This is a genomic window from Citrifermentans bremense R1, from assembly GCF_000426865.1.
Classification (GTDB): Bacteria; Desulfobacterota; Desulfuromonadia; order Geobacterales; family Geobacteraceae; genus Geomonas; species Geomonas bremensis.
Genome location: NZ_AUGE01000044.1, coordinates 1 through 19,146 on the forward strand (window position 1 = coordinate 1; position 19,146 = coordinate 19,146).

A 19,146-nucleotide genomic window follows, 5' to 3' on the forward strand; every position below is an offset into this window, starting at 1 on the left:
CGTTCCGACCAGGGGCGTTCCGACCAGGGGCGTTCGGGATACGCGGGGCGTTCCGGACAGGGAGCTGCCGGCGGCAGGCGCGACAACCAGGTCGTGGTCGAGTACCGCCGCGGCCAGGGCGGCGCCGGGAAATAGCCCTTTTCCTTGCTTTCAGCAGGTGATTTTGGTATGGTTTGCAGCGAAAAAGGCCCCCGCGGAAGCTTCCACGGGGGCCGCTTGTTCAACAGGGTCAGCTGCGGCAGGTTGGAAGCGGCTGCCATGATAGTCAGTACAGGGGGTGGCAGATGTCTGGAGCTGTTGAGTTAGGTAAAGGCCTTCACTGGATCGGGGTCAAGGATCCCAGCCTCACCGTCTTTGACGACCTCTTTCCCACAGAGTACGGCACTACCTACAACTCGTACCTGGTGCAGGGTGATACCCACACCGCCATCATCGACACGGTGAAGAGGAAGCGCTTCGACGAGTTCCTCGCGAACATCCGCTCCATCACCGATCTCTCCAAGATCGACTACATCGTGGTGAACCACTCCGAGCCGGACCACTCCGGTTCCCTCGCGCTCTTACTCGAGCTCTGCCCCGAGGCTACCGTGGTCTCCAGCCAGGCCGCCCGCACCTTCCTCGGCAACCAGATCCACACCCAGTTCGGCTCCCGGGTCGTCAAGGACAACGACACCCTCGACTTGGGCGGCCGTACGCTCCGCTTCATCGCCGCGCCGTTTCTGCACTGGCCCGACACCATGTTCACCCTGCTTGAGGAGGAGGGGGTGCTCTTCCCCTGCGACGCCTTCGGCTCCCACTACTCCGGCGAGGGGATCTTCGCCGACGAGATGCCCGACTTCTCCGGGGAGACCCGTTTCTACTTCGACTGCATCATGCGTCCCTTCAAGGAGCGCATCCTGCAAGCGGTCGCGAAGCTCGACGACGTGGAGCTGAAGATGCTCTGCCCGAGCCACGGCCCTATCTACCGCAGCGACGCCAGGAAACCCATCGAGCTGTACCGCAAGTGGTCCATGCCCAAGGCAGCCGGCCGCCGCATCGCCATCTTCTACATCTCCCCGCACGGCAACACCGAACAGATGGCCGAGGCGGTCGCCAAGGGGGCCGGCGCGGCCGGGGTCCACGTCACCCTGTGCCACATAAACCACGCCTCCGTCGCCGATATCCGTGACCTGATGGAGGAGTGCGACGGCCTCATCTTCGGCACACCCACCATCAACCGCGACATCCCGAAGCCGATGTGGGACGTCTTGGCCTACCTCTCCACGGTGAGCCTGAAAGGGAACATCGGCGGCATCTTCGGCAGCTTCGGCTGGAGCGGCGAGGCGTGCCGGATGCTCGAGGAGAGGCTCAAGAGCCTGAACTTCAAGCTTCCCGCTCCCTTCGTCCGTGCCCCCTTCATGCCCAAGGCCGAGGCGCTCGCCGAGTGCGAGGCGCTGGGCCGCGCGGTAGCCGAAGAGGTCCTCAAGAAATAGCTGCAATGAACACTTCTCAGGCGGGAGCGGCAGCAAGCCGCCGGCACCAAGCCGCTCCCGCCACGCTGCACCACGGCCGCTCCCCTTCCTCTTCGTCTCTTCAACCCTTATAAGCAAAGCCCTCAACGACACCGCATGCAGACACCGGTTCCGCACATAGTAGAGGTAGCCATCCCGCTCCCCCTGGAGGGAAGCTTCCACTACCTCGTGCCCGCGCGCCTCTCGCCGCAGGTAGCGTCCGGGAAACGGGTGCTGGTTCCCTTCGGCAGGCGCAAGGTGACCGGGTATCTCCTCGGAGACGCCGACGCCCCTGGCGCGGGAGAGCTGAAGGAGGTCCTCGACGTCCTCGACGAGGAGCCGCTTTTCACCGCGTCCGAGCTCGACTTCTACCGCTGGATCGCCGGGTACTACCTGCACCCTCTGGGGGAGGTGATCAAGATGGCCCTTCCCGCCGGGATCAACCTGGTGAGCCGCTACCGCTGCGAGCAGGGTGAGGACGGGACCCCGGTGCTGAAGGAGTTTCTGGCCGGCGGCAGGAACGTGAGGACCGAGCGCTACTTCCTTCCGGTCGCCGACGAGGAGAGGCGCCCGAGAGGAAAGGGGCTGGAGATCCTTGAATACCTGCTGGAGATGGGTGAATGCCCGGCGGCCGATCTCAGAAAGCGGTTCGGCAACTGCACCCCGCAATTGAACCGGCTGGTGCAACTGGGCTGCGCCCGGGTCGAGGCGCGCGAGGTCTACCGCGATCCCTTCCGCTCTCAGGAGTACCAGCACGACGGCCCGCTGCCGCTGAACCCTGCGCAGTCCGAGGCGCTCACGCGGCTCACGGCCGCGATCGAGGCCCGCGCCTTCTCCCCGTTCTTGCTGCACGGCGTGACCGGCTCGGGGAAGACCGAGGTGTACCTGCAGACGATAGCTGTGGCGCTCGCCGCCGGGCGGAGCGCACTGGTGATGGTCCCGGAGATAGCGCTCACCCCGCAGCTCGTCGGGCGCTTCAAGAGGCGCTTCGACTGCGGCATCGCCGTCTTGCACTCCGGGCTTTCCGACGGCGAGCGCTACGACGAGTGGCGCCGCATCCGCCGCGGCGAGGCCTCCATCGTCATCGGCGCCCGCTCCGCCCTCTTCGCGCCGCTCACCGAGGTCGGCGTCATCGTGGTGGACGAGGAGCACGAGGGATCCTACAAGCAGTCGGAGGGGGTGCGCTACAACGCGCGGGACCTGGCCCTGGTGCGGGGCAAGCTGGCTGGGGCCGTGGTGATCCTCGGCTCGGCGACCCCGCTCGTCACCAGCTACCATGCCGCGATGAACGGGAAGCTCGGCTACCTCCAGCTTCCTGACCGGGTGCGCGAACTCCCCATGCCGCAGACGGAGATGCTGGACGCGCGCAGGCAGAAGGGAGAAGTGTTCCTGCCGCCTCTCATCGAGGCCATGGGGGAGAACCTGGACAACGGGGGGCAGACCCTCCTCTTTTTGAACCGCCGCGGCTTTGCCACCTACCTTGTCTGCGAGAGCTGCGGCCACGTGCTCCGCTGCCCCAACTGCGAGGTCACCCTCACCTTCCATCGCCTGAAGGGAAAGCACGTCTGCCATTACTGCGACTTCTCCATGCTCCCCCCGAAGAACTGCCCCCACTGCGGCGACGGCGAGATAACGCTTCTGGGGCGGGGGACCGAGCGGGTCGAGGAGCAGGTGCAGCAGCTCTTCCCGCACGCCCGTGTCTCCCGGATGGACCGCGACACCACCAGGGGAAAAGGGGGGCACGCCCGCGTTCTGAAGGAGCTCGAGGAGGGAGAGGTCGACATCCTGATAGGAACCCAGATGATCGCCAAGGGGCACGATTTTCCAGGCGTCACCCTGGTCGGGGTGCTCTCGGCCGACGCCTCTTTGAACCTGCCGGATTTCAGGAGCGCCGAGCGCACCTTCCAGTTGGTTACCCAGGTGATGGGGAGGGCGGGGAGGGGAGATAAACCGGGGCGGGTGCTGGTGCAGACACTCGCGCCCGAGCACTACGCACTCGCCCGCGCGGTGAGCCACGACTTCCAGGGGTTCTACCAGGAGGAGATCGCCTTTCGGGAGGAAGTCGGCTATCCCCCCTTCGCCCATCTCGCCTCGCTTACCCTCTCGGCGGTCGCGGCCTCGCAGGGGGAGCACTCCGCCGACGAGGCAGCTGCGCTGCTGCAGAAGATCAAGCGGGAGTGCCGGTTGCGGGTGGAGGTGCTCGGGCCGGTGACGGCGCCGCTTGGGAAGGTGCGGGGGCGCTTCAGGTGGCAGATCCTGTTGAAAGGGAGGGAACGGGCCGACCTGCACCGGCTGCTGTTCCACTTCAGGGGGGGCTTCAGCCACCCCTCTACGGTCAGGCTCACCATCGACGTGGACCCGGTGGACATGCTGTAACAAGGTGATGCGTCCGCTACTCTCCCCATCCCTCGACGGGAGGGGGGAGGGGGATTATACCGCCGAATGAGCAAGCAAAAAAAAAGGGCCTCGCAACATGGAGGCCCTGTTTATTCACTTGGCTCAAGCACTTTAGTCGACATAGTTGTAGTTCGTCTCCTGATCCAGAATCTTCAACAGTGATTCCGGCGTGTACGAATACTCTGTCTGCTTCTGCTCGACCTCCTTCCCTTCTGGAGGTGTCCAGCGCAGCACCCAGTCGCCTTCACGCTGTTCCTTGGTCACCCTTCCCTTGCAGCGAGCCTGCACAGTACGCCACATCTCGTCCTGGCCAATCAGTTCGAATCCGTCGATTTTGCTGCTCTCTTTGAGGGTGTCCAGAAACCTGGATACAAGATCGAAATCGATGAAATCTTCCTCATTGCGCCACCACTTGATAAACATCCGTTCCGGGTGATGACTTCTCTCCTCCCGTATTTGCTTTACCAACTCGTACCCTTTCATAGCCGCCTCCTTCGACTTGCCCATTCTCTTTAGGCACTGTCAGCTCCACCGGTCAATTTAATAGTACAGCTGGGCCAATTAATACGCAAGAACAGCTATTTTGCCCCTCCAGATGCCCATCTGCAGCCGCTCACGGCTAGACTCTCCCACGCGCTTGTTGCTTTCAAAGGATTATCAGATACATTAAGTACGGTTTATTTACAGGAGAAATCCCATGAAAATCTCCGGCTATCTGCTCCTCACGCTGCTCTTCCTCGGTCTGTGCCACGCCTCTCCGGCCCTCGCAGAAGGAGGATGGGGGCCCTTCGGAATAAGAGGGGGCTTCGCTGCCGAATCGAAGGATAGAAACACCACCCAATACGAGGCATTCGGGGAATACGAGCTACCCTGGAGCCTGCGCAGCAAGGGAGGCTGGGGCATCTCTCCCAATCTCGCGCTAACGGCAGGCGCCCTCAAAAGCCAGGGACAGTATGGCTTCGTCGGTTCCCTGGGCCCCTCCCTCTCTCTAGGAAACCCTCAACTCTTCCCCCTGGAACTCGATCTTGGGATCAGCGTTGCCCTCCTGAGCCGCGAAAGATTCGGCACCAGGGACTATAACGGCATGGAGCAATTCATCTCCCACGGCGGGTTCATCTACCACATCAACCGGAACTTCGGCCTGTCCTACCGCTACCAGCACATGTCCAACGCCGGCTTCAACGGCAGCCCGAACCCGGGCCTCAACATGCACCTCTTCGGTATCAACTGGTACCCCGACCGCTGAAAGCCCATTTTTTTCCGATGACAGATGAGACGGGAAGTTATAGTATCGCCACCACGCCGGCAAACGGCGGGAAAACCATCACAGAGGAAGGCATAGCTCATCGCAACGGAAAAAAAGAAGCTGGTGCACCAGCTCATCATCGAAAGGCTCGCGACGGATCTCGCAGTTTTGACCAACGCGGCCAAGGCCGCACATGAAGCGGCCACCCACGAAGAAAATATCCCCGACAACAAATACGACACACTGAGCCTCGAGGCCTCATACGTGGCCCAGGGTCAGGCGAACCGCGCCCAGGAGATACGGCGCGCGCTGCACGCCTACCGCACCCTCGAGCTGCAAGAGTTCGGCGCCGGCCAGGCGATCCGCCTGACCGCACTGGTGACGCTGGAAGGAGAGGACGGCGGCGGAAAAACCTTCTTCATCGGCCCCCAGGAAGGGGGGTTGAAACTGGAAATCGAGGGTGAGGAAGTGGTCGTGATTACCCCCGGTTCTCCCATGGGACAGGAGCTGATCGGCAAGAGCGCCGGCGACGAGGCCCGGATCGGGAGAGTGGCATACGAGATTGTCGCAGTATCCTGACCGGAACCAACAGGAGGGAGCATGGCAGCGGAACGTTTCGATGCACTGGTGGTAGAGGAAGAGGCGCCCGGAAACTTCACCCGCAGGATCAGGAGCAGATCGGTCGACGAACTGCCGCCGGGCGAACTGCTGGTCAAGGTCCGTTACTCCTCGCTCAACTACAAGGACGCGCTTTCCGCGCTGGGTCGCCCGGGGGTGACCAAGAGCTATCCCCATACCCCCGGCATCGATGCGGCGGGCGAGGTGGTCTCCTGTTCCGATGGCGCCTTCAAAAGCGGCGAAAAGGTGATCGTGACCAGTTACGATCTCGGGATGAACACCCCCGGGGGATACGGCCAGTACATCCGAGTCCCCTCCGCCTGGGGGGTCCGTCTCCCCGAGGGGCTGTCGCTTAAGGAGAGCATGGCCATCGGCACCGCAGGGCTGACCGCGGGGCTGTCGCTGCAAAAGCTCGTCCAGGCTGGGGTCAGGCCGGAACACGGAGAGATCCTGGTGACCGGCGCCACCGGCGGGGTCGGCAGCATCGCCGTGACCCTTCTCGCCCAGGCTGGATACCAGGTCGTGGCGGTGACCGGAAAAACCCGGGAGACCGAGTTCCTCACAGGGCTTGGGGCGCGCCAGGTATTGAACCGCGACGCCTTCCTGCAGAACTCCGACCGCCCGCTCCTGAAGGAACGCTGGGCCGGGGTTATCGACGTCGTGGGCGGTCCCATGCTGGCGGCAGCCATAAAATCCGCCGGGTACGGCGGCGTGGTCACCTGCTGCGGGCTTGCCGGTTCCGCCGAGCTCCCCCTGAACGTCTTCCCGTTCATTCTACGGGGGGTGTCGCTTTTGGGCGTCGACTCCGCGCAGGCCCCTTCCACCGTCAGAAACGAGGTATGGCAGCGGCTGGCAGGCGATTGGAAGCCGCAGCTGATTCTCGAACAGGTGCAGGAAGTGCCGCTGGCCCAGCTGGAGCCGAAGTTCGGCGCCATTTTGAAGGGTGAGTTGCGCGGCCGGACGGTAGTCAATCTCGACCCCCGTTAGCAAAGATCTTCCCCTACCATGGTCAGCCTGTCTCCCCTCCCCCAGAGGGGGAGGGGACGCTGGGTTCCCCCTAATTCCGCTCACGAACCTTTAGAAAATGTGGTGACACTGTAACAGCTGCCCCCCTGTCTCTTTGCTTTTGTTCTTATTGACAACGTCGCCTGTTAGGCTCTATTTTAGCGCCTGATTCATTTGCTCTGTGCGGATCCGGCACTCCCCAATGATTGTCACTGTTCCATCATTGGGTGAGGCCTATGCCAATGTCTTCCCAGCAGCAAATATGAAATGCCGGTGCAATGCCATGGGTGGAGGTTGCAGAAACAATGAGACTAGGCGAACTGCTGGTAGACGCCGGGAAGATCACCCCGACTCAACTCGAAGAGACGCTGAAAGGCCAGGCGATCTTCGGGGGACGCTTCGGCACCAACCTGGTAGAGATGGGGTACCTGGACGAACAGGAACTCGCCCACTTCCTCAGCCAGAAGACCGGCATCGCCCACACTTCCCCTGAACAGCTGATGGAGATCCCCCCCCATGTAGTCGGCGCCGTCCCCGAAGAATACGTCCGCAAGTACCGCGTGATGCCCGTCGCACTTAACAACCGCAAGCTCACCCTCGCCATGCTGGACCCCAGCGACTTCCAGGCTATCGATGAGATCGCCTTTGCCACCGGGTACATAGTGGTCCCGGTCATTGCGCCCGAGTTGCGGATGCTGAGCGCGATGGAGAAGTACTATGGGATCAAGCGGGAATTGCGCTACATCAGTGTCGAGGGGCTCAGCAGGAACCGGGCGCACAACGCGGCGCCTGCGGCTCAATCGCGCCCTGCCGCAGCGGCAGCCCCACCTCCCCTTCCGGCTCCCGAAGAGGAGCTCTGGCTGTCTGCAGAGGAGGCCGAGATACTGGAGCTTCCTCCCCTCGACGACTCTCAATGCTTCGGCGATCTGAGTGCAGAGCCGACCCTCGACCCCTTGGCGGGGAGCTCGCTCTACCAGAGCGCGCCGGAGAAGGATTACTCGCTGGACGGAGTACTGATGGGACTCGCCCATGCCGGGGAGCGCGACCAGATCGCGGACCTCATCGTGGGGCACCTGGGACAGCAGTTCCGCCGGGTGGCCATCTTCTTGATCAAGGGGGGGAAGGCGACCGGATGGCTGGCGCAGGTCGACAACAAAGCGGTTCCCGATTTCGAAACGGTCGAGATTCCTCAGTTTGAGCCTTCGGTGCTGCAGTTGGTGGAGGAGACGAAAAGCTTCTACCTCGGCCCGCTTCTCTCCACAACCGGAAACGCGCGCCTCTTGGACGCCCTGGGTGGAGGAGCTTCGCCGCAGAACCTCCTGGTACCCCTGCTGATGATGGGAAGGGTGGTGGCGGTTCTCTACGTCGACGGCGGGAATCTCCCTCTCGACCCGGAACTTCCCCAACTCCAGAAGCTGATGGCAAAGGCCTCCATGGCCTTCGAGATCCTTATCCTCAAGAGCAAAATTTTAATTACCTAACGCCAATGAGCCGCTAAAATAAGCGCCGTACCAAATTGACTTTCATCGGCTCTACGTTAGATTATACGGGTTGCAAAAACCCCCTATCTTCTCATTGAAAGGCCAATGATGCCCGTTACCGCACAGCAAGTAGAATTAATTCCCCTTGCCATCTACACCCTCTTCGCGGTGGGGCTCATCGGCGTCCTCTTGCTGGCGGCGCGCTACCTCGGTTCAGGGAAGGAAACCTCCGAAAAGCACATCCCCTTCGAATCGGGGATGGTTCCCACCGGCAATGCCCGGCATGCATCCCAAGTCCCCTTCTACCTGATCGCCATCTTCTTCATAGTCTTCGACGTGGAAGGGGCCTTCATCCTTGCCTGGGCCACCTCCTGGGACATCCTGGGCCTCCCGGGGCTGGTCCACATCACCCTCTTCATCACTGTGCTCCTTTTGGGGCTCATCTGGCTCTGGATGAAAGGTGGGCTCGACTGGGGTCCTTCAGCCATGCGCGCGCGGGGTAAACGATCTTGAGCCAGGGTGACGACGACAAAATACCCGAAAACGTTCTGCTCGCCTCCCTGGACGACCTTATCAACTGGGGGAGGGCGAATTCCCTATGGCCGATGTTCTTCGGCCTTTCCTGCTGCTTCGTCGAAATGATGACCTCGTTTACCTCCCGCTACGATGTCTCGCGTTTCGGGGCGGAGGTGCTCCGCGGTACCCCCCGCGAATCCGACCTCATGGTGATAGCCGGCACCGTCTTCAAGAAGATGGCCCCCAGCATCCTCAGGCTCTACGACCAGATGGCCGAGCCCAAGTGGGTGATCTCCATGGGGAGTTGCGCCAACTCTGGCGGGATGTACGACGTCTACAGCGTGGTCCAGGGGGTGAACCAGATACTCCCGGTCGATCTCTACATCCCGGGTTGCCCGCCGCGGCCGGAGTCGTTCCTGGAAGGGCTGATGCTGCTGCAGCAAAAGATCCGCAGCGAGGAGCGCCCCACCCGCCCGGTGCTGAGGATGCAGGGGGGAACCCAGGGGACGGTGGCTCCCATCCTGGTGGACGGCGCCACTAAGTCGCGCGACACCCGCGGCCCCGGGATGGAGGGGATCGCCATACGCGGGAGCGCCATGCAGCCCCCCTACTTCGCGGCCCCGCGCTCCGACGAGCTCTGGCGCCCGAAACAGCCCCGGCTCCCCTACCCCGACTTCAACCTCAAGGAGGAACTGCAGGGGGCGTTCGACGGCCAGGTGGTCCTGGACGAAACCGCCTGCGACATGCTGACCTACCGCGCGCCGGCGCGCCTGGTGCCGGAGCTCCTCAAGCACCTCAAAGAGCGCAAGGAATCCCCCTTCAGACGCCTGGAGGACATCGCCTGCGTGGACGAGTCCTGCCGGCGCGACCGGGACAGATACAAGGATTTCACCGTCAATTACCACCTCACCTGCTTCGACACCCCGGGGAGGATCAGGATCAAGACCGAGCTCGAGGGGAGCTATCCCGAGACCCCCAGCGTCACCTCCGTCTTCCCGGTCGCCAACTGGTACGAGCGGGAAGCCTACGACATGTTCGGCATCCGCTTCGCCGGCCATCCCAACCTGAGAAGGATACTGATGCCCCCCGACTGGGACGGGCATCCGCTCCGCAAAGAGCACCCGGCCCGGGCCACGGAGCTTCCCCCTTACACGGCGGAAGACGCGCGCAGGCAAAAAGCGCTTCCCGGCGGGGATTTCTTCGACCGGGTGGACGATGAGACCCTGATCCTGAATTTGGGCCCGCAGCACCCCGGCACCCACGGCGTTATCAGGTTCGTGCTCAAGCTCTCCGGCGAAGAAATCGTCGACATGGACAGCGACATAGGCTACCACCACCGGGCCGCGGAGAAGACCGGCGAGCGGCAGAACTGGCACCAGTACATCCCCTACACGGACCGGGTGGACTACCTCTCGGGGGTGCAGAACAACCTAGCCTACCTGAACTCTGTGGAGACCCTCTGCGGCATCGAGATACCCGACCGGGCCATCTACATCCGGGTCATGCTCTGCGAGCTGTTCCGGATTGCGAACCACCTGGTCTGGCTCGGCACCTTCGCCTCCGACCTCGGCGCCATGACCCCGGTCTTCTACACCTTCACCGACCGGGAGAAGATCTTCGACATCGTCGAGTTCATCACCGGCGGCCGGATGCACCCCGCCTGGTTCCGGATCGGCGGCGTCGCCGAGGACCTCCCCGAGGGGTGGCGGGAGAAGGTGCATTCCTTCCTGGAATGGTTCCCGGGAAGGCTCGCCGAGTACGAAAAGCTCCTCTCGGGGAACCCCATCTTCGTGGCGCGCCTGAAGGGTGTCTCCGCCATCACCGTGGACACGGCTCTTGAGTGGGGGATCACCGGACCCAACCTGCGCGCCTGCGACTTCGCCTGGGACCTCCGCAAGAAGATGCCCTACGGCGGCTACGACCGCTTCGAATTCGAGGTGGCGACGGCGCAAGGGGGCGACTGCTACGCGCGCTACCAGGTGCGGATGGAGGAGATGAGGCAGTCGCTCTCCATCGTGAGGCAGGCCGCGGCCGGGATGCCGGGGGGGCGTTTCATCTCCCCTGACTACCGCTACACCCTGCCGCAGAAGCGCGACGCCCTCGAAGACATCGAGTCGCTGATCCACCACTTCGTCAACTCTACCCGCGGCATCTCCCCCCCGAAAGGGGAGTGCTACGCACCCATCGAGGGGTCGAAGGGTGAGTACGGCTACTTCGCCGTGTCGGACGGGCTGCACACCGCCTACCGCATGAGGATACGGACCGCCACCTTCCCACACATCCAGTCGCTTCCGGTCTTAAGCCGCGGCTGGCTGGTGTCCGATTTCCTGGCCATCCTGGGTTCACTGGATTTCGTGCTCTCGGACCTGGACCGGTGACAAACGAGGAGCGGAAACGCCGATGATCTCAGAAGAGCTGAAAAAATCGCTGGCCGAACGGGTGGCAGGCGCCATCACCCCGCGCGAGGCCACGGTCGACGTGATGAAGGAGCTGCAGGCGCACTACGGCTGGCTCACCGACGAGGCCGTAGGCGAGGCTGCCTCTCTCCTGGGGCTGTCGCCGCTGCAGGTGGAGGAACTGGCCACCTTTTACGAGATGATCTACCGCCGGCCGGTGGGTAAGAAGGTGATCCACGTCTGCGACTCCATCTCCTGCTGGTGCGCGGACTGCGACGGCATCATCGCGCACCTGAAAAAGCGTCTGGGCGTGGAGCTTGGCGGGACTACGGCGGACGGGATGTACACCCTTCTTCCCTGCGCCTGCATGGGAAGGTGCGGCGACAGCCCCGCGATGTCGGTGGGAGGGACCCCCTACGGGCACCTGACGCCGCATCTCGTGGACGAGATCCTGGAAAAGGAACGGCGAGCGTAAAAGGACGACATGGATCTCCCTCTCTTTCGACATAACCGCCGGGACCGCTCGGTCGCCTTCAAGGAATACCGCTCCGAAGGGGGCTTCGAGGCGCTCAAGAGGGCGATCACGGGGATGACGCCGGCCGAGGTGCAGCAGACCGTGATCGACTCCGGCCTGCGCGGGCGGGGTGGCGCCGGCTTTCCGACCGGGAAGAAGTGGTCCTTCGTGCCGCGGGACCTCCCCGGGCCGCGCTGGATCATCTGCAACTGCGACGAGATGGAACCGGGGACCTACAAGGACCGGGTGCTCCTGGAGCATAACCCCTACAGCCTGATCGAGGGGATGACGCTCGCCTGTTACGCGCTAGGAGTGAGGCATGGCTTCATCTTCATCCGCAAGGGGTACGAGCAGGCCGCCGAGAATCTGGCCCGCGCCATCGACGAGGCGAAAAAGGAAGGGTTTCTGGGGGAGCGCATCCTCGGGAGCGAGCACTCCATCGACATCGACCTGCATCTTTCCGCCGGCCGCTACATCTGCGGCGAGGAGACGGCGCTCATCAACGCCCTGGAGGGGAAGCGCCCGAACCCGCGGCAAAAGCCCCCCTTCCCGGCGGTGAAGGGGCTTTGGGCCGGGCCCACCGTGGTGAACAACGTGGAGACGCTGGCAAACATCCCCGGGATCGTCGTCCGCGGCGCCGCCTGGTTCAAGGGTCTGTCGATGAACCCAGAGGGGGCGGGAAGCAAGCTCTTCTGCGTGAGTGGGTCGGTGAAGGACCGCGCCTGCGTCGAGCTTCCCATCGGCATACCGCTAGCCGACATCATCGACGGTCCCTGCGGCGGCATGCGCCTGGGAAAGAGGTTCAAGGCCTGCATCCCCGGGGGGGCCTCGACCCAGTTCCTCACCGCGGAGCACCTGAAGGTCCCGATGGATTACGACCCCGTCGCCAAGGCCGGCTCCCGGCTCGGCTCCGGCGGCATCATCGTCTTCGACCAGGACCACTGCCTGGTGGAGGCGACCCTCAACCTGATCACCTTTTTCGCCCGCGAATCGTGCGGCTGGTGTACCCCGTGCCGCGAGGGGCTGCCCTACGTGAAGGAGATCCTGGCCAGGATCGAGGCTGGGTACGGCAAGGAAGACGACATCGACATCCTGCGCGAGCACATAAAGTACCTGAACTACTCGTTCTGCGCCCTGGCCCCGGGCGCCATGGCGCCGCTGGACGGGCTTTTGCGGCACTTCGAGGACGAGGTGCGGGAGCATATCGTGAAGAAGAAATGTCCCTTGAAGAAATAGGGCGAAAGGACCGTAGAGCTATCAGATGCCGAAGCTGATCATAGATGACATACCGGTGGAGGTCCCGCCGGGAACCAGCGTGCTGGAAGCCGCCCGCAGCGTCGGGATCACCATCCCGCACTTCTGCTACCACCCGGCGCTCGCCATCGCCGCCGCCTGCCGCCTCTGCGCCGTGAAGCTTCTGGACGGGCCGGTGAAGGGGATCCAGATGTCCTGCTCGCTCCCAGCGCAAGACGGGATGGTGGTCTCCACCACCGATCCCGATGCGCTCAAGATGCGCTCGCTGGTCATCGAATGGCTCATGCTGAACCACCCTCACGACTGCCCGGTCTGCGACGAGGGGGGGGAGTGCCTCTTGCAGGACTTCACCATCGCCGGCGGTCACAGCCGCCGCAGGTATGTGGGCAAGAAGCGGACCTTCCAGAACCAGTACCTCGGTGAGAGGATCCACCACGAGATGAACCGCTGCATCGAATGCTACCGCTGCGTCAGGTTCTACCAGGAGTACGCCGGCGGCACCGATTTCGGCGTCACCGGGAGCGCGGGGCGGGTCTATTTCGGCAGGTTCGCCGAAGGAGCGCTGGAGTCCCCCTTCTCCGGGAACCTGGTGGATATCTGCCCGACCGGGGTCTTCACCGACAAGACGGGACGCTTCCGGGCGCGCTACTGGGACTACGAGTTCGCCCCCGCCGTCTGCCAGCACTGCTCGGTCGGCTGCAACACCTCACCCCAGAACTTCCAGCGGGAGCTGATCAAGATCGTGGCGCGCAGGAACGACCAGGTGAACGGCTGGTTCATCTGCGACCGGGGGCGCTTCGACAAGGAGTACCTGAACAGTCCGCAACGGCCGCGCGACCCCGAGATCGGCGGCGCCCCCGGGGAATACCGCTTGGCCCTGGAGGCCGCTGCCAACCGCATCTCGGAGTTCTGCCTGCAAAACGGCGCGGCGAGCCTCGCCTTCGTAGGCTCCGGGCGGCTGTCGCTGGAGGGGTGCCTGGTGCTCGCCGAACTGGCGCGGGTGGTGGGGGCGCCTTTTTGCTACTTCACCGAATCGGCAGCGGCGCAGGGAAGCCTCGCCGCGGTCCGGCTCCTGAACGAGCAGAACGCGGCCCGCGTGCGCGACATCGAGAAGGCGGAGTGCATCGCGCTCTTCGAGCTCGACCTGATGGAAGAGGGGGCTATGCTCTCGCTCGCAATCCGGAAGGCATCGCTTGCCGGGGCGCAGGTATTCCGCGTGGGAGGTGCGAGGGAGGGGGAGAAGCATCCGCTCCCTTTCCGCTATCAGGAGGTCGCGACAGTCGACGAGGTTCCCTTCGAGGGGGGGTCCAAGGGAGTGGTCATCTGCGGAGCCGGTGGGAAGTCCCCCGAGCTTCTCTCCTATCTCGCCTCAAGCGGCGCGAAACTCGTGATGCTGCAACCCGGCCCCAACGCTTTCGGCGCCGCCCTGGTCAGCCTGGAAAGAAAGGGCGCCACCCTCTCCGACCTGGTCGAGTCGGGCCAGATCAAGGCGGTGGTCTGTTTCGAGGCGGACCTCCCCCCCTGGCTGCTGGAGCGGGTGGAGGTGCTGGCCTGCGCCGACTGGAAACGCGGCGGCTTAACCGAGAAGGCTTCCGTGCTCCTCCCCACCACCACCTGGGTCGAGTCGAACGGGACCAGCATCAACTACGAGGGGAGAGCGCAGCGCTTCCTGCGCAGCCGGCCGGCGGGGCTTCCGCTCAAGGGGCTGGACCCAAAGTACTACTCAAGCGAGACCGAGGCGGTCGCCCTGCACCCGCCCCGCGTGCACCGGAACTACATCCCCGGAGGAGCTGAACGGGAAGCCTGGCGGGTCATGGCCGACCTGATGCTGGAACTGGGGGGCGAACCCGTGAACGAGCCTCTCACGGGGCGATGGGGAAAACTGAGAGACCTTGACCCCGAGGGGGAAGGGGTGCGTATTTACGATCTCGTTTCCGCGCAGGATTTATCATGACGACCTGGGACGCCTTAGACATAGCGCTGATGCTGGGGAAGATCGTCGTGCTCTTCGCCATCATCCTCACGCTCGCCGCCTACATGGTGCTGGCGGAGAGGCGCATCCTCGGCTGGATCCAGGATCGCATCGGCCCAAACCGCGTCGGCCCCTTCGGCCTGCTCCAGCCGCTGGCCGACGTGATCAAGATGCTCACCAAGGAAGACATGATCCCCAAGGCGGCGGATCGCTTCCTCTTTTCGGTGGCGCCGGCAATGGCCGCTATTCCCGCCATCCTGACCTTCGCCATCATCCCGCTGGGGGCGCCGACCGTTTTTTTCGGACACGAGGTCAACCTCCAGATCGCCGACCTGGACGTCGGGGTGCTGGTCTTTCTTGCCCTTTCCTCCATCGCCGTCTACGGGGTGGCGCTGGGTGGGTGGGCGTCCAACTCGAAATACGCGCTCCTGGGGAGCATCAGGGGGCTTTCCCAGCTGATCTCCTATGAGCTCTCCATGGGGCTCTCGCTGGTTCCCGTGGTGATGCTGGCCAAGTCGCTCAGGCTCTCGGAGATCGTCGACGCCCAGGCGCAGATGCCTTTCATCGTGTACCAGCCTCTCGCCTTCGCCATCTTCCTGGTCAGCATCCTGGCTGAGTGCCGCAGGATCCCGTTCGACCTCCCCGAGGCGGAGGGGGAACTGGTAGCCGGGTTTCATACCGAGTACTCCGGGATGCGCTTCGGCCTTTTCTTCGTGGGCGAATACATCAACATCATCTCGCTCAGCGCGCTCGCCTCCCTCTTTTTCCTGGGGGGGTGGCGCGGGCCGCTTTTGCCGCCGATCCTGTGGTTCTTCATCAAGGTCGCGCTTTTCGCATTCGTCTTCATCTGGGTCAGGGGAACCCTTCCTCGTCTTCGCTACGACCAGCTCATGCACCTGGGCTGGAAGTTCCTGACACCGCTTGCTCTTCTCAACATTCTGGCCACCGGGTGGTGGCTGGCTTTACGATAAGGGGCGTTGTACCGGGCAATGTATTCTCACCAAAGGAGGAACTGCGATGACAACAACCGTGGAAGTCGAGTTGGGGGCAGGGTTCAGGGCACAGGTTGACGCCGTGGACAGAAACGGCCACACCGCGCTTATGGATGCCGCAAAAGCCGGTAATGTCACGGAAGTCAACGACCTGCTGGAACGAGGAGCGAATCTGTCCACGAGAAGCGGCAAAGGAAAGACGGCGCTGCATTTCGCCGCGGCACACGGCAGCGCCGAGGTAGTCAGATTGTTGTTGAGCAAAGGCGCGGAAGTCGACGCGCGGGACCGGGACGGCCACACGCCGCTGATGCTGGCCGCCAACTACGGCTGCACCGTGACCACCCAGCTCCTCGTGACTAGCGGCGCGGACCCGCTGGCCATGTCCTACAGCGGGAGCACGGCCCTCGTTTATGCCGAGAACAACTGCCACAAGCAGACCCTGGACGTACTGCTGAAATCGCTACGGCCCAACTAACCGCCCTCTTCCGGCAGGCAGCCCAGGCTGTCTGCCGGGCCTCCGGCCCTCCCGGCCGATGCGAGGTTCCTCCGGGGCGGCTGAAATCGATCTCCCCAAGCGGCGCCCGTGCCGCGAACAGGAAAAGATGCCCATTCTGACCGACATAAAAGAGATTTTGACCGGCCTTTCCATCACCTTCAGCCACATCTGGCGGAAGCCGGTAACCGTGCAGTTCCCCGAGGAGCAAAGGCCGATGCCCCCCCGTTTCCGCGGCAGCATCGTGCTCACCCGGGACCCCGACGGCGCCGAGCGCTGCGTCGCCTGCTATCTCTGCTCCGGCGCCTGTCCCGTGGACTGCATCTCCATGGCCGCTGCCGAAGGGGAGAACGGCCGCCGCTACGCCGCCTGGTTCCGCATCAACTTCTCCCGCTGCATCCTGTGCGGCATGTGCGCCGAGGCGTGCCCGACCCTTGCCATCCAGATGTCGCCCGAAATGTTCCGCTGCAAGCGGCAGGTCATGGACATGGTGTACGAGAAAGAGGACCTCCTCATCGACGGCACCGGAAAGGATCCCGAATACAACTATTACCGGCATGCGGGAATCGGCGTTGTGCAGCCTCGGGGGAGCTCCCCGGGCGAGCAGGAACCTGCCGACCCGCGCAGCCTGCTGCCGTAAACGAGGTACCACCGGAGCGAAATGGAACGGATCATCTTCTACATACTTGCAGCCGTCACCGTGATAGGGACGCTCTGCGCCATCACGGCGCGGCAGGCGGTGCGCGCCATCGTTTACCTGGTGACCTCGTTCTTCGCCCTGGCGCTCATTTTCTACCTTCTGGGCGCCCCCTTCGTCGCCGCTCTCGAGGTCATCATCTATGCCGGCGCCATCATGGTGCTTTTCCTGTTCGTCATCATGATGGTCGAAGTAGCCTCCCCCGAGAAGCTCGCGAAGCCGGCCCTTTCCGACTGGTGGCCGGCGCTGGCCCTGGTCCTGGTCGTGGTCGCGTCGCTGACGGTCTTGGTCGCCGGGCAGGCGCCGCCGGTACCGGGGGCCGGGGCGCAGACGGTACGCCAGTTCTCCCAGGTACTCTTCACCCGATACGGCGTCGCCATCGAGCTGGTTTCCATGCAGCTCCTCTTCGCGCTGGTCGGCGCCCTTTACCTCGGGAGGCGCAGATGACAATACCGCTGTACGAAGTGCTGATCCTCGCCTCGATACTGTTCGCCATGGGGCTTGCCTGCGTCGTGGCCTGGCGCGCCAACGTCATCATGATGCTCATCGGCATCGAGATCATGCTGAACGCCGTGATGCTCACCTTCGTCGGAGGCTCGGCCCACTGGGGGATCGCGGAGGGGCAGGTCTTCTCGCTTATGATCATGGCGCTCACTTCGGCGGAGGTGTCGCTGGCGCTGGCCATGGTGGCCTACCTGCACCGGCGCAAGCAGTCGGTGGATACCGATGACTTCAGCTCGATGAAAGGGTAAGGCAAAGGCACTCACCATAGAGGTGCACAGAGGAACCACAGGGGAAAACCTGGAACCGAAAGGCGGAACACAGAGGTCTCTGAGGTCCACGGAGGTCACAGAGATTTTCCCCCTCCGCGCGGGGAGGGGAACTGAAAGGCTTAGTATAAGGACCAATTGATGCAAACCTACTTATCCCTCATGCTTTTATTCCCGCTCTTCGGCGGGATCGTCTGCGCCCTGGCGGGACGGAAACTGCCGCGCGTGCTGGTGGAGTGGCTCGCCTGCGCGACGGTGTGGGGGAGCTTCGCCTGCGCGGCGCTGGCGGCCGCAGCCTATGGCGCGCCGCAAACGGTCATTATCGCGCAATGGTTCGCTTCATCGGATCTCCAGATCCCGGTCTCGCTCTACCTCGATCCCCTTTCGCTCTCACTTTCCCTGATGATCGGCTTCGTCTGCGGCCTCATCCACATCTACTCGGTCTTTTACATGAGAAGCGACGCGGACTACGCGCGCTACTTCGCCCTATTGAACCTCTTCGTTTTCGCCATGCTCACCCTGGTCCTGGCAGAAAGCCTGCCGCTTCTCTACCTCGGCTGGGAAGGGGTCGGGTTCTGCTCGTACCTTCTCATCGGCTTCTGGTACCGGGACAAGGACAACGCCGACGCCGGCAGAAAGGCGTTCATCACCACCCGGGTAGGAGACACGGCGCTCATGGTCGCGCTGGCCTGGCTGTTCCAGCTCTTCGGCACCCTGTCGATCACCCAGCTAAACGCGATGGGCTTTCTCATGCCCGGCTCCATCATCACCGCCCTCGGCATCCTCTTCCTGATCGCCGCCATGGGTAAATCGGCCCAGGTCCCGCTCATGGTCTGGCTTCCCGACGCCATGGCCGGCCCCACGCCGGTCTCCGCGATGATCCACGCGGCGACCATGGTGACCGCCGGGGTCTACCTGCTGGCGCGCATGCTCCCCTTGATCGGCTCGTCCCCTACAGCCATGGCCGCCATCGCCGTGACCGGGGGGGCCACAGCGTTTTACGGGGCCACCTGCGCCCTGGCGCAGCGCGACCTGAAACGCGTGCTGGCCTTTTCGACCATCAGCCAGATCGGCTACATGATGCTCGGGGTCGGCGCGGGCGCCGTCACCGCCGCAACCTTCCACCTGCTCGTGCACGCCTTCTTCAAGGCGCTCCTGTTCCTCGGCGCCGGCTGCGTCATAACCGCCATGCACCACGAACAGGACATCTTCAAGATGGGGGGCCTGCGGCGCACCCTCCCGGTAACCTTCTGGAGTTTCCTCGCCGGAGCCGCCTGCCTGGCGGGGCTTCCCTTGACCGGCGGG

Annotated in this window: 18 protein-coding genes; 17 read left to right on the forward strand and 1 reads right to left on the reverse strand. The window is 63.5% G+C overall.

Annotation, left to right across the window (positions count from 1 at the left end; genetic code table 11):
• Positions 1–284: 284 nt before the first annotated feature.
• Positions 285–1,472 carry an FprA family A-type flavoprotein gene (locus K419_RS0117560; RefSeq protein ID WP_026842717.1) on the forward strand — a complete coding sequence of 396 codons (1,188 nt, stop codon included), beginning with the start codon at positions 285–287 and terminating at the stop codon, positions 1,470–1,472.
• Positions 1,473–1,607: 135 nt separating this feature from the next.
• Entirely contained in the window at positions 1,608–3,866 is a 2,259-nt protein-coding gene (gene priA / locus K419_RS0117565; RefSeq protein ID WP_026842718.1) for a replication restart helicase PriA, read from the forward strand.
• 132 nt (positions 3,867–3,998) lie between these two features.
• Here priA and K419_RS0117570 read toward each other — a convergent pair whose 3' ends face one another.
• The gene (locus K419_RS0117570; protein WP_026842719.1) at positions 3,999–4,370 is read right to left on the reverse strand and encodes a hypothetical protein; all 372 of its coding nucleotides are present in this window, start codon (positions 4,368–4,370) and stop codon (positions 3,999–4,001) included.
• Between the two features lie 214 nt (positions 4,371–4,584).
• Here K419_RS0117570 and K419_RS0117575 point away from each other — a divergent pair, with 214 nt between their 5' ends.
• From K419_RS0117575 to K419_RS0117645, 15 genes are all read left to right on the forward strand, one after another.
• Positions 4,585–5,133: an acyloxyacyl hydrolase gene (locus K419_RS0117575; RefSeq protein WP_026842720.1), complete on the forward strand. Its 549-nt coding sequence runs from the start codon at positions 4,585–4,587 to the stop codon at positions 5,131–5,133.
• Between the two features lie 123 nt (positions 5,134–5,256).
• The gene (locus tag K419_RS0117580) at positions 5,257–5,712 is read left to right on the forward strand and encodes a GreA/GreB family elongation factor (RefSeq protein WP_026842721.1); all 456 of its coding nucleotides are present in this window, start codon (positions 5,257–5,259) and stop codon (positions 5,710–5,712) included.
• Between the two features lie 21 nt (positions 5,713–5,733).
• Positions 5,734–6,738: a YhdH/YhfP family quinone oxidoreductase gene (locus K419_RS0117585; RefSeq protein ID WP_026842722.1), complete on the forward strand. Its 1,005-nt coding sequence runs from the start codon at positions 5,734–5,736 to the stop codon at positions 6,736–6,738.
• Between the two features lie 323 nt (positions 6,739–7,061).
• Positions 7,062–8,237, forward strand: coding sequence for a GspE/PulE/PilB domain-containing protein (locus K419_RS0117590; RefSeq protein ID WP_026842723.1), 1,176 nt, complete (start codon positions 7,062–7,064; stop codon positions 8,235–8,237).
• A gap of 108 nt (positions 8,238–8,345) precedes the next feature.
• Positions 8,346–8,750, forward strand: coding sequence for an NADH-quinone oxidoreductase subunit A (locus K419_RS0117595; RefSeq protein ID WP_026842724.1), 405 nt, complete (start codon positions 8,346–8,348; stop codon positions 8,748–8,750).
• On the forward strand, positions 8,747–11,131 hold the full coding sequence (locus K419_RS0117600) for an NADH-quinone oxidoreductase subunit B/C/D (RefSeq protein ID WP_026842725.1): 2,385 nt from the start codon (positions 8,747–8,749) through the stop codon (positions 11,129–11,131). Before K419_RS0117595 ends, K419_RS0117600 begins: the two co-directional genes overlap by 4 nt.
• Positions 11,132–11,153: 22 nt before the next feature.
• Positions 11,154–11,624 carry an NADH-quinone oxidoreductase subunit NuoE gene (nuoE, locus tag K419_RS0117605; protein WP_026842726.1) on the forward strand — a complete coding sequence of 157 codons (471 nt, stop codon included), beginning with the start codon at positions 11,154–11,156 and terminating at the stop codon, positions 11,622–11,624.
• Between the two features lie 9 nt (positions 11,625–11,633).
• Positions 11,634–12,899, forward strand: a complete 1,266-nt coding sequence (nuoF, locus tag K419_RS0117610) for an NADH-quinone oxidoreductase subunit NuoF (RefSeq protein WP_026842727.1) — start codon at positions 11,634–11,636, stop codon at positions 12,897–12,899.
• A gap of 25 nt (positions 12,900–12,924) precedes the next feature.
• Entirely contained in the window at positions 12,925–14,871 is a 1,947-nt protein-coding gene (locus K419_RS0117615; RefSeq protein WP_026842728.1) for a 2Fe-2S iron-sulfur cluster-binding protein, read from the forward strand.
• Positions 14,868–15,860, forward strand: a complete 993-nt coding sequence (gene nuoH, locus K419_RS0117620; protein ID WP_026842729.1) for an NADH-quinone oxidoreductase subunit NuoH — start codon at positions 14,868–14,870, stop codon at positions 15,858–15,860. Before K419_RS0117615 ends, nuoH begins: the two co-directional genes overlap by 4 nt.
• Positions 15,861–15,906: 46 nt before the next feature.
• Positions 15,907–16,356: an ankyrin repeat domain-containing protein gene (locus K419_RS0117625; protein WP_035497446.1), complete on the forward strand. Its 450-nt coding sequence runs from the start codon at positions 15,907–15,909 to the stop codon at positions 16,354–16,356.
• Positions 16,357–16,483: 127 nt separating this feature from the next.
• Positions 16,484–17,014: an NADH-quinone oxidoreductase subunit NuoI gene (gene nuoI, locus K419_RS0117630; protein WP_026842731.1), complete on the forward strand. Its 531-nt coding sequence runs from the start codon at positions 16,484–16,486 to the stop codon at positions 17,012–17,014.
• Between the two features lie 21 nt (positions 17,015–17,035).
• Complete coding sequence (locus K419_RS0117635; protein ID WP_026842732.1) at positions 17,036–17,518, forward strand: NADH-quinone oxidoreductase subunit J family protein; 483 nt, start codon at positions 17,036–17,038, stop codon at positions 17,516–17,518.
• Positions 17,515–17,823, forward strand: coding sequence for an NADH-quinone oxidoreductase subunit NuoK (gene nuoK, locus K419_RS0117640; protein WP_012528609.1), 309 nt, complete (start codon positions 17,515–17,517; stop codon positions 17,821–17,823). Before K419_RS0117635 ends, nuoK begins: the two co-directional genes overlap by 4 nt.
• A gap of 159 nt (positions 17,824–17,982) precedes the next feature.
• A partial coding sequence (locus K419_RS0117645) for an NADH-quinone oxidoreductase subunit L (protein ID WP_026842733.1) occupies positions 17,983–19,146 on the forward strand: 1,164 nt, incomplete at its 3' end.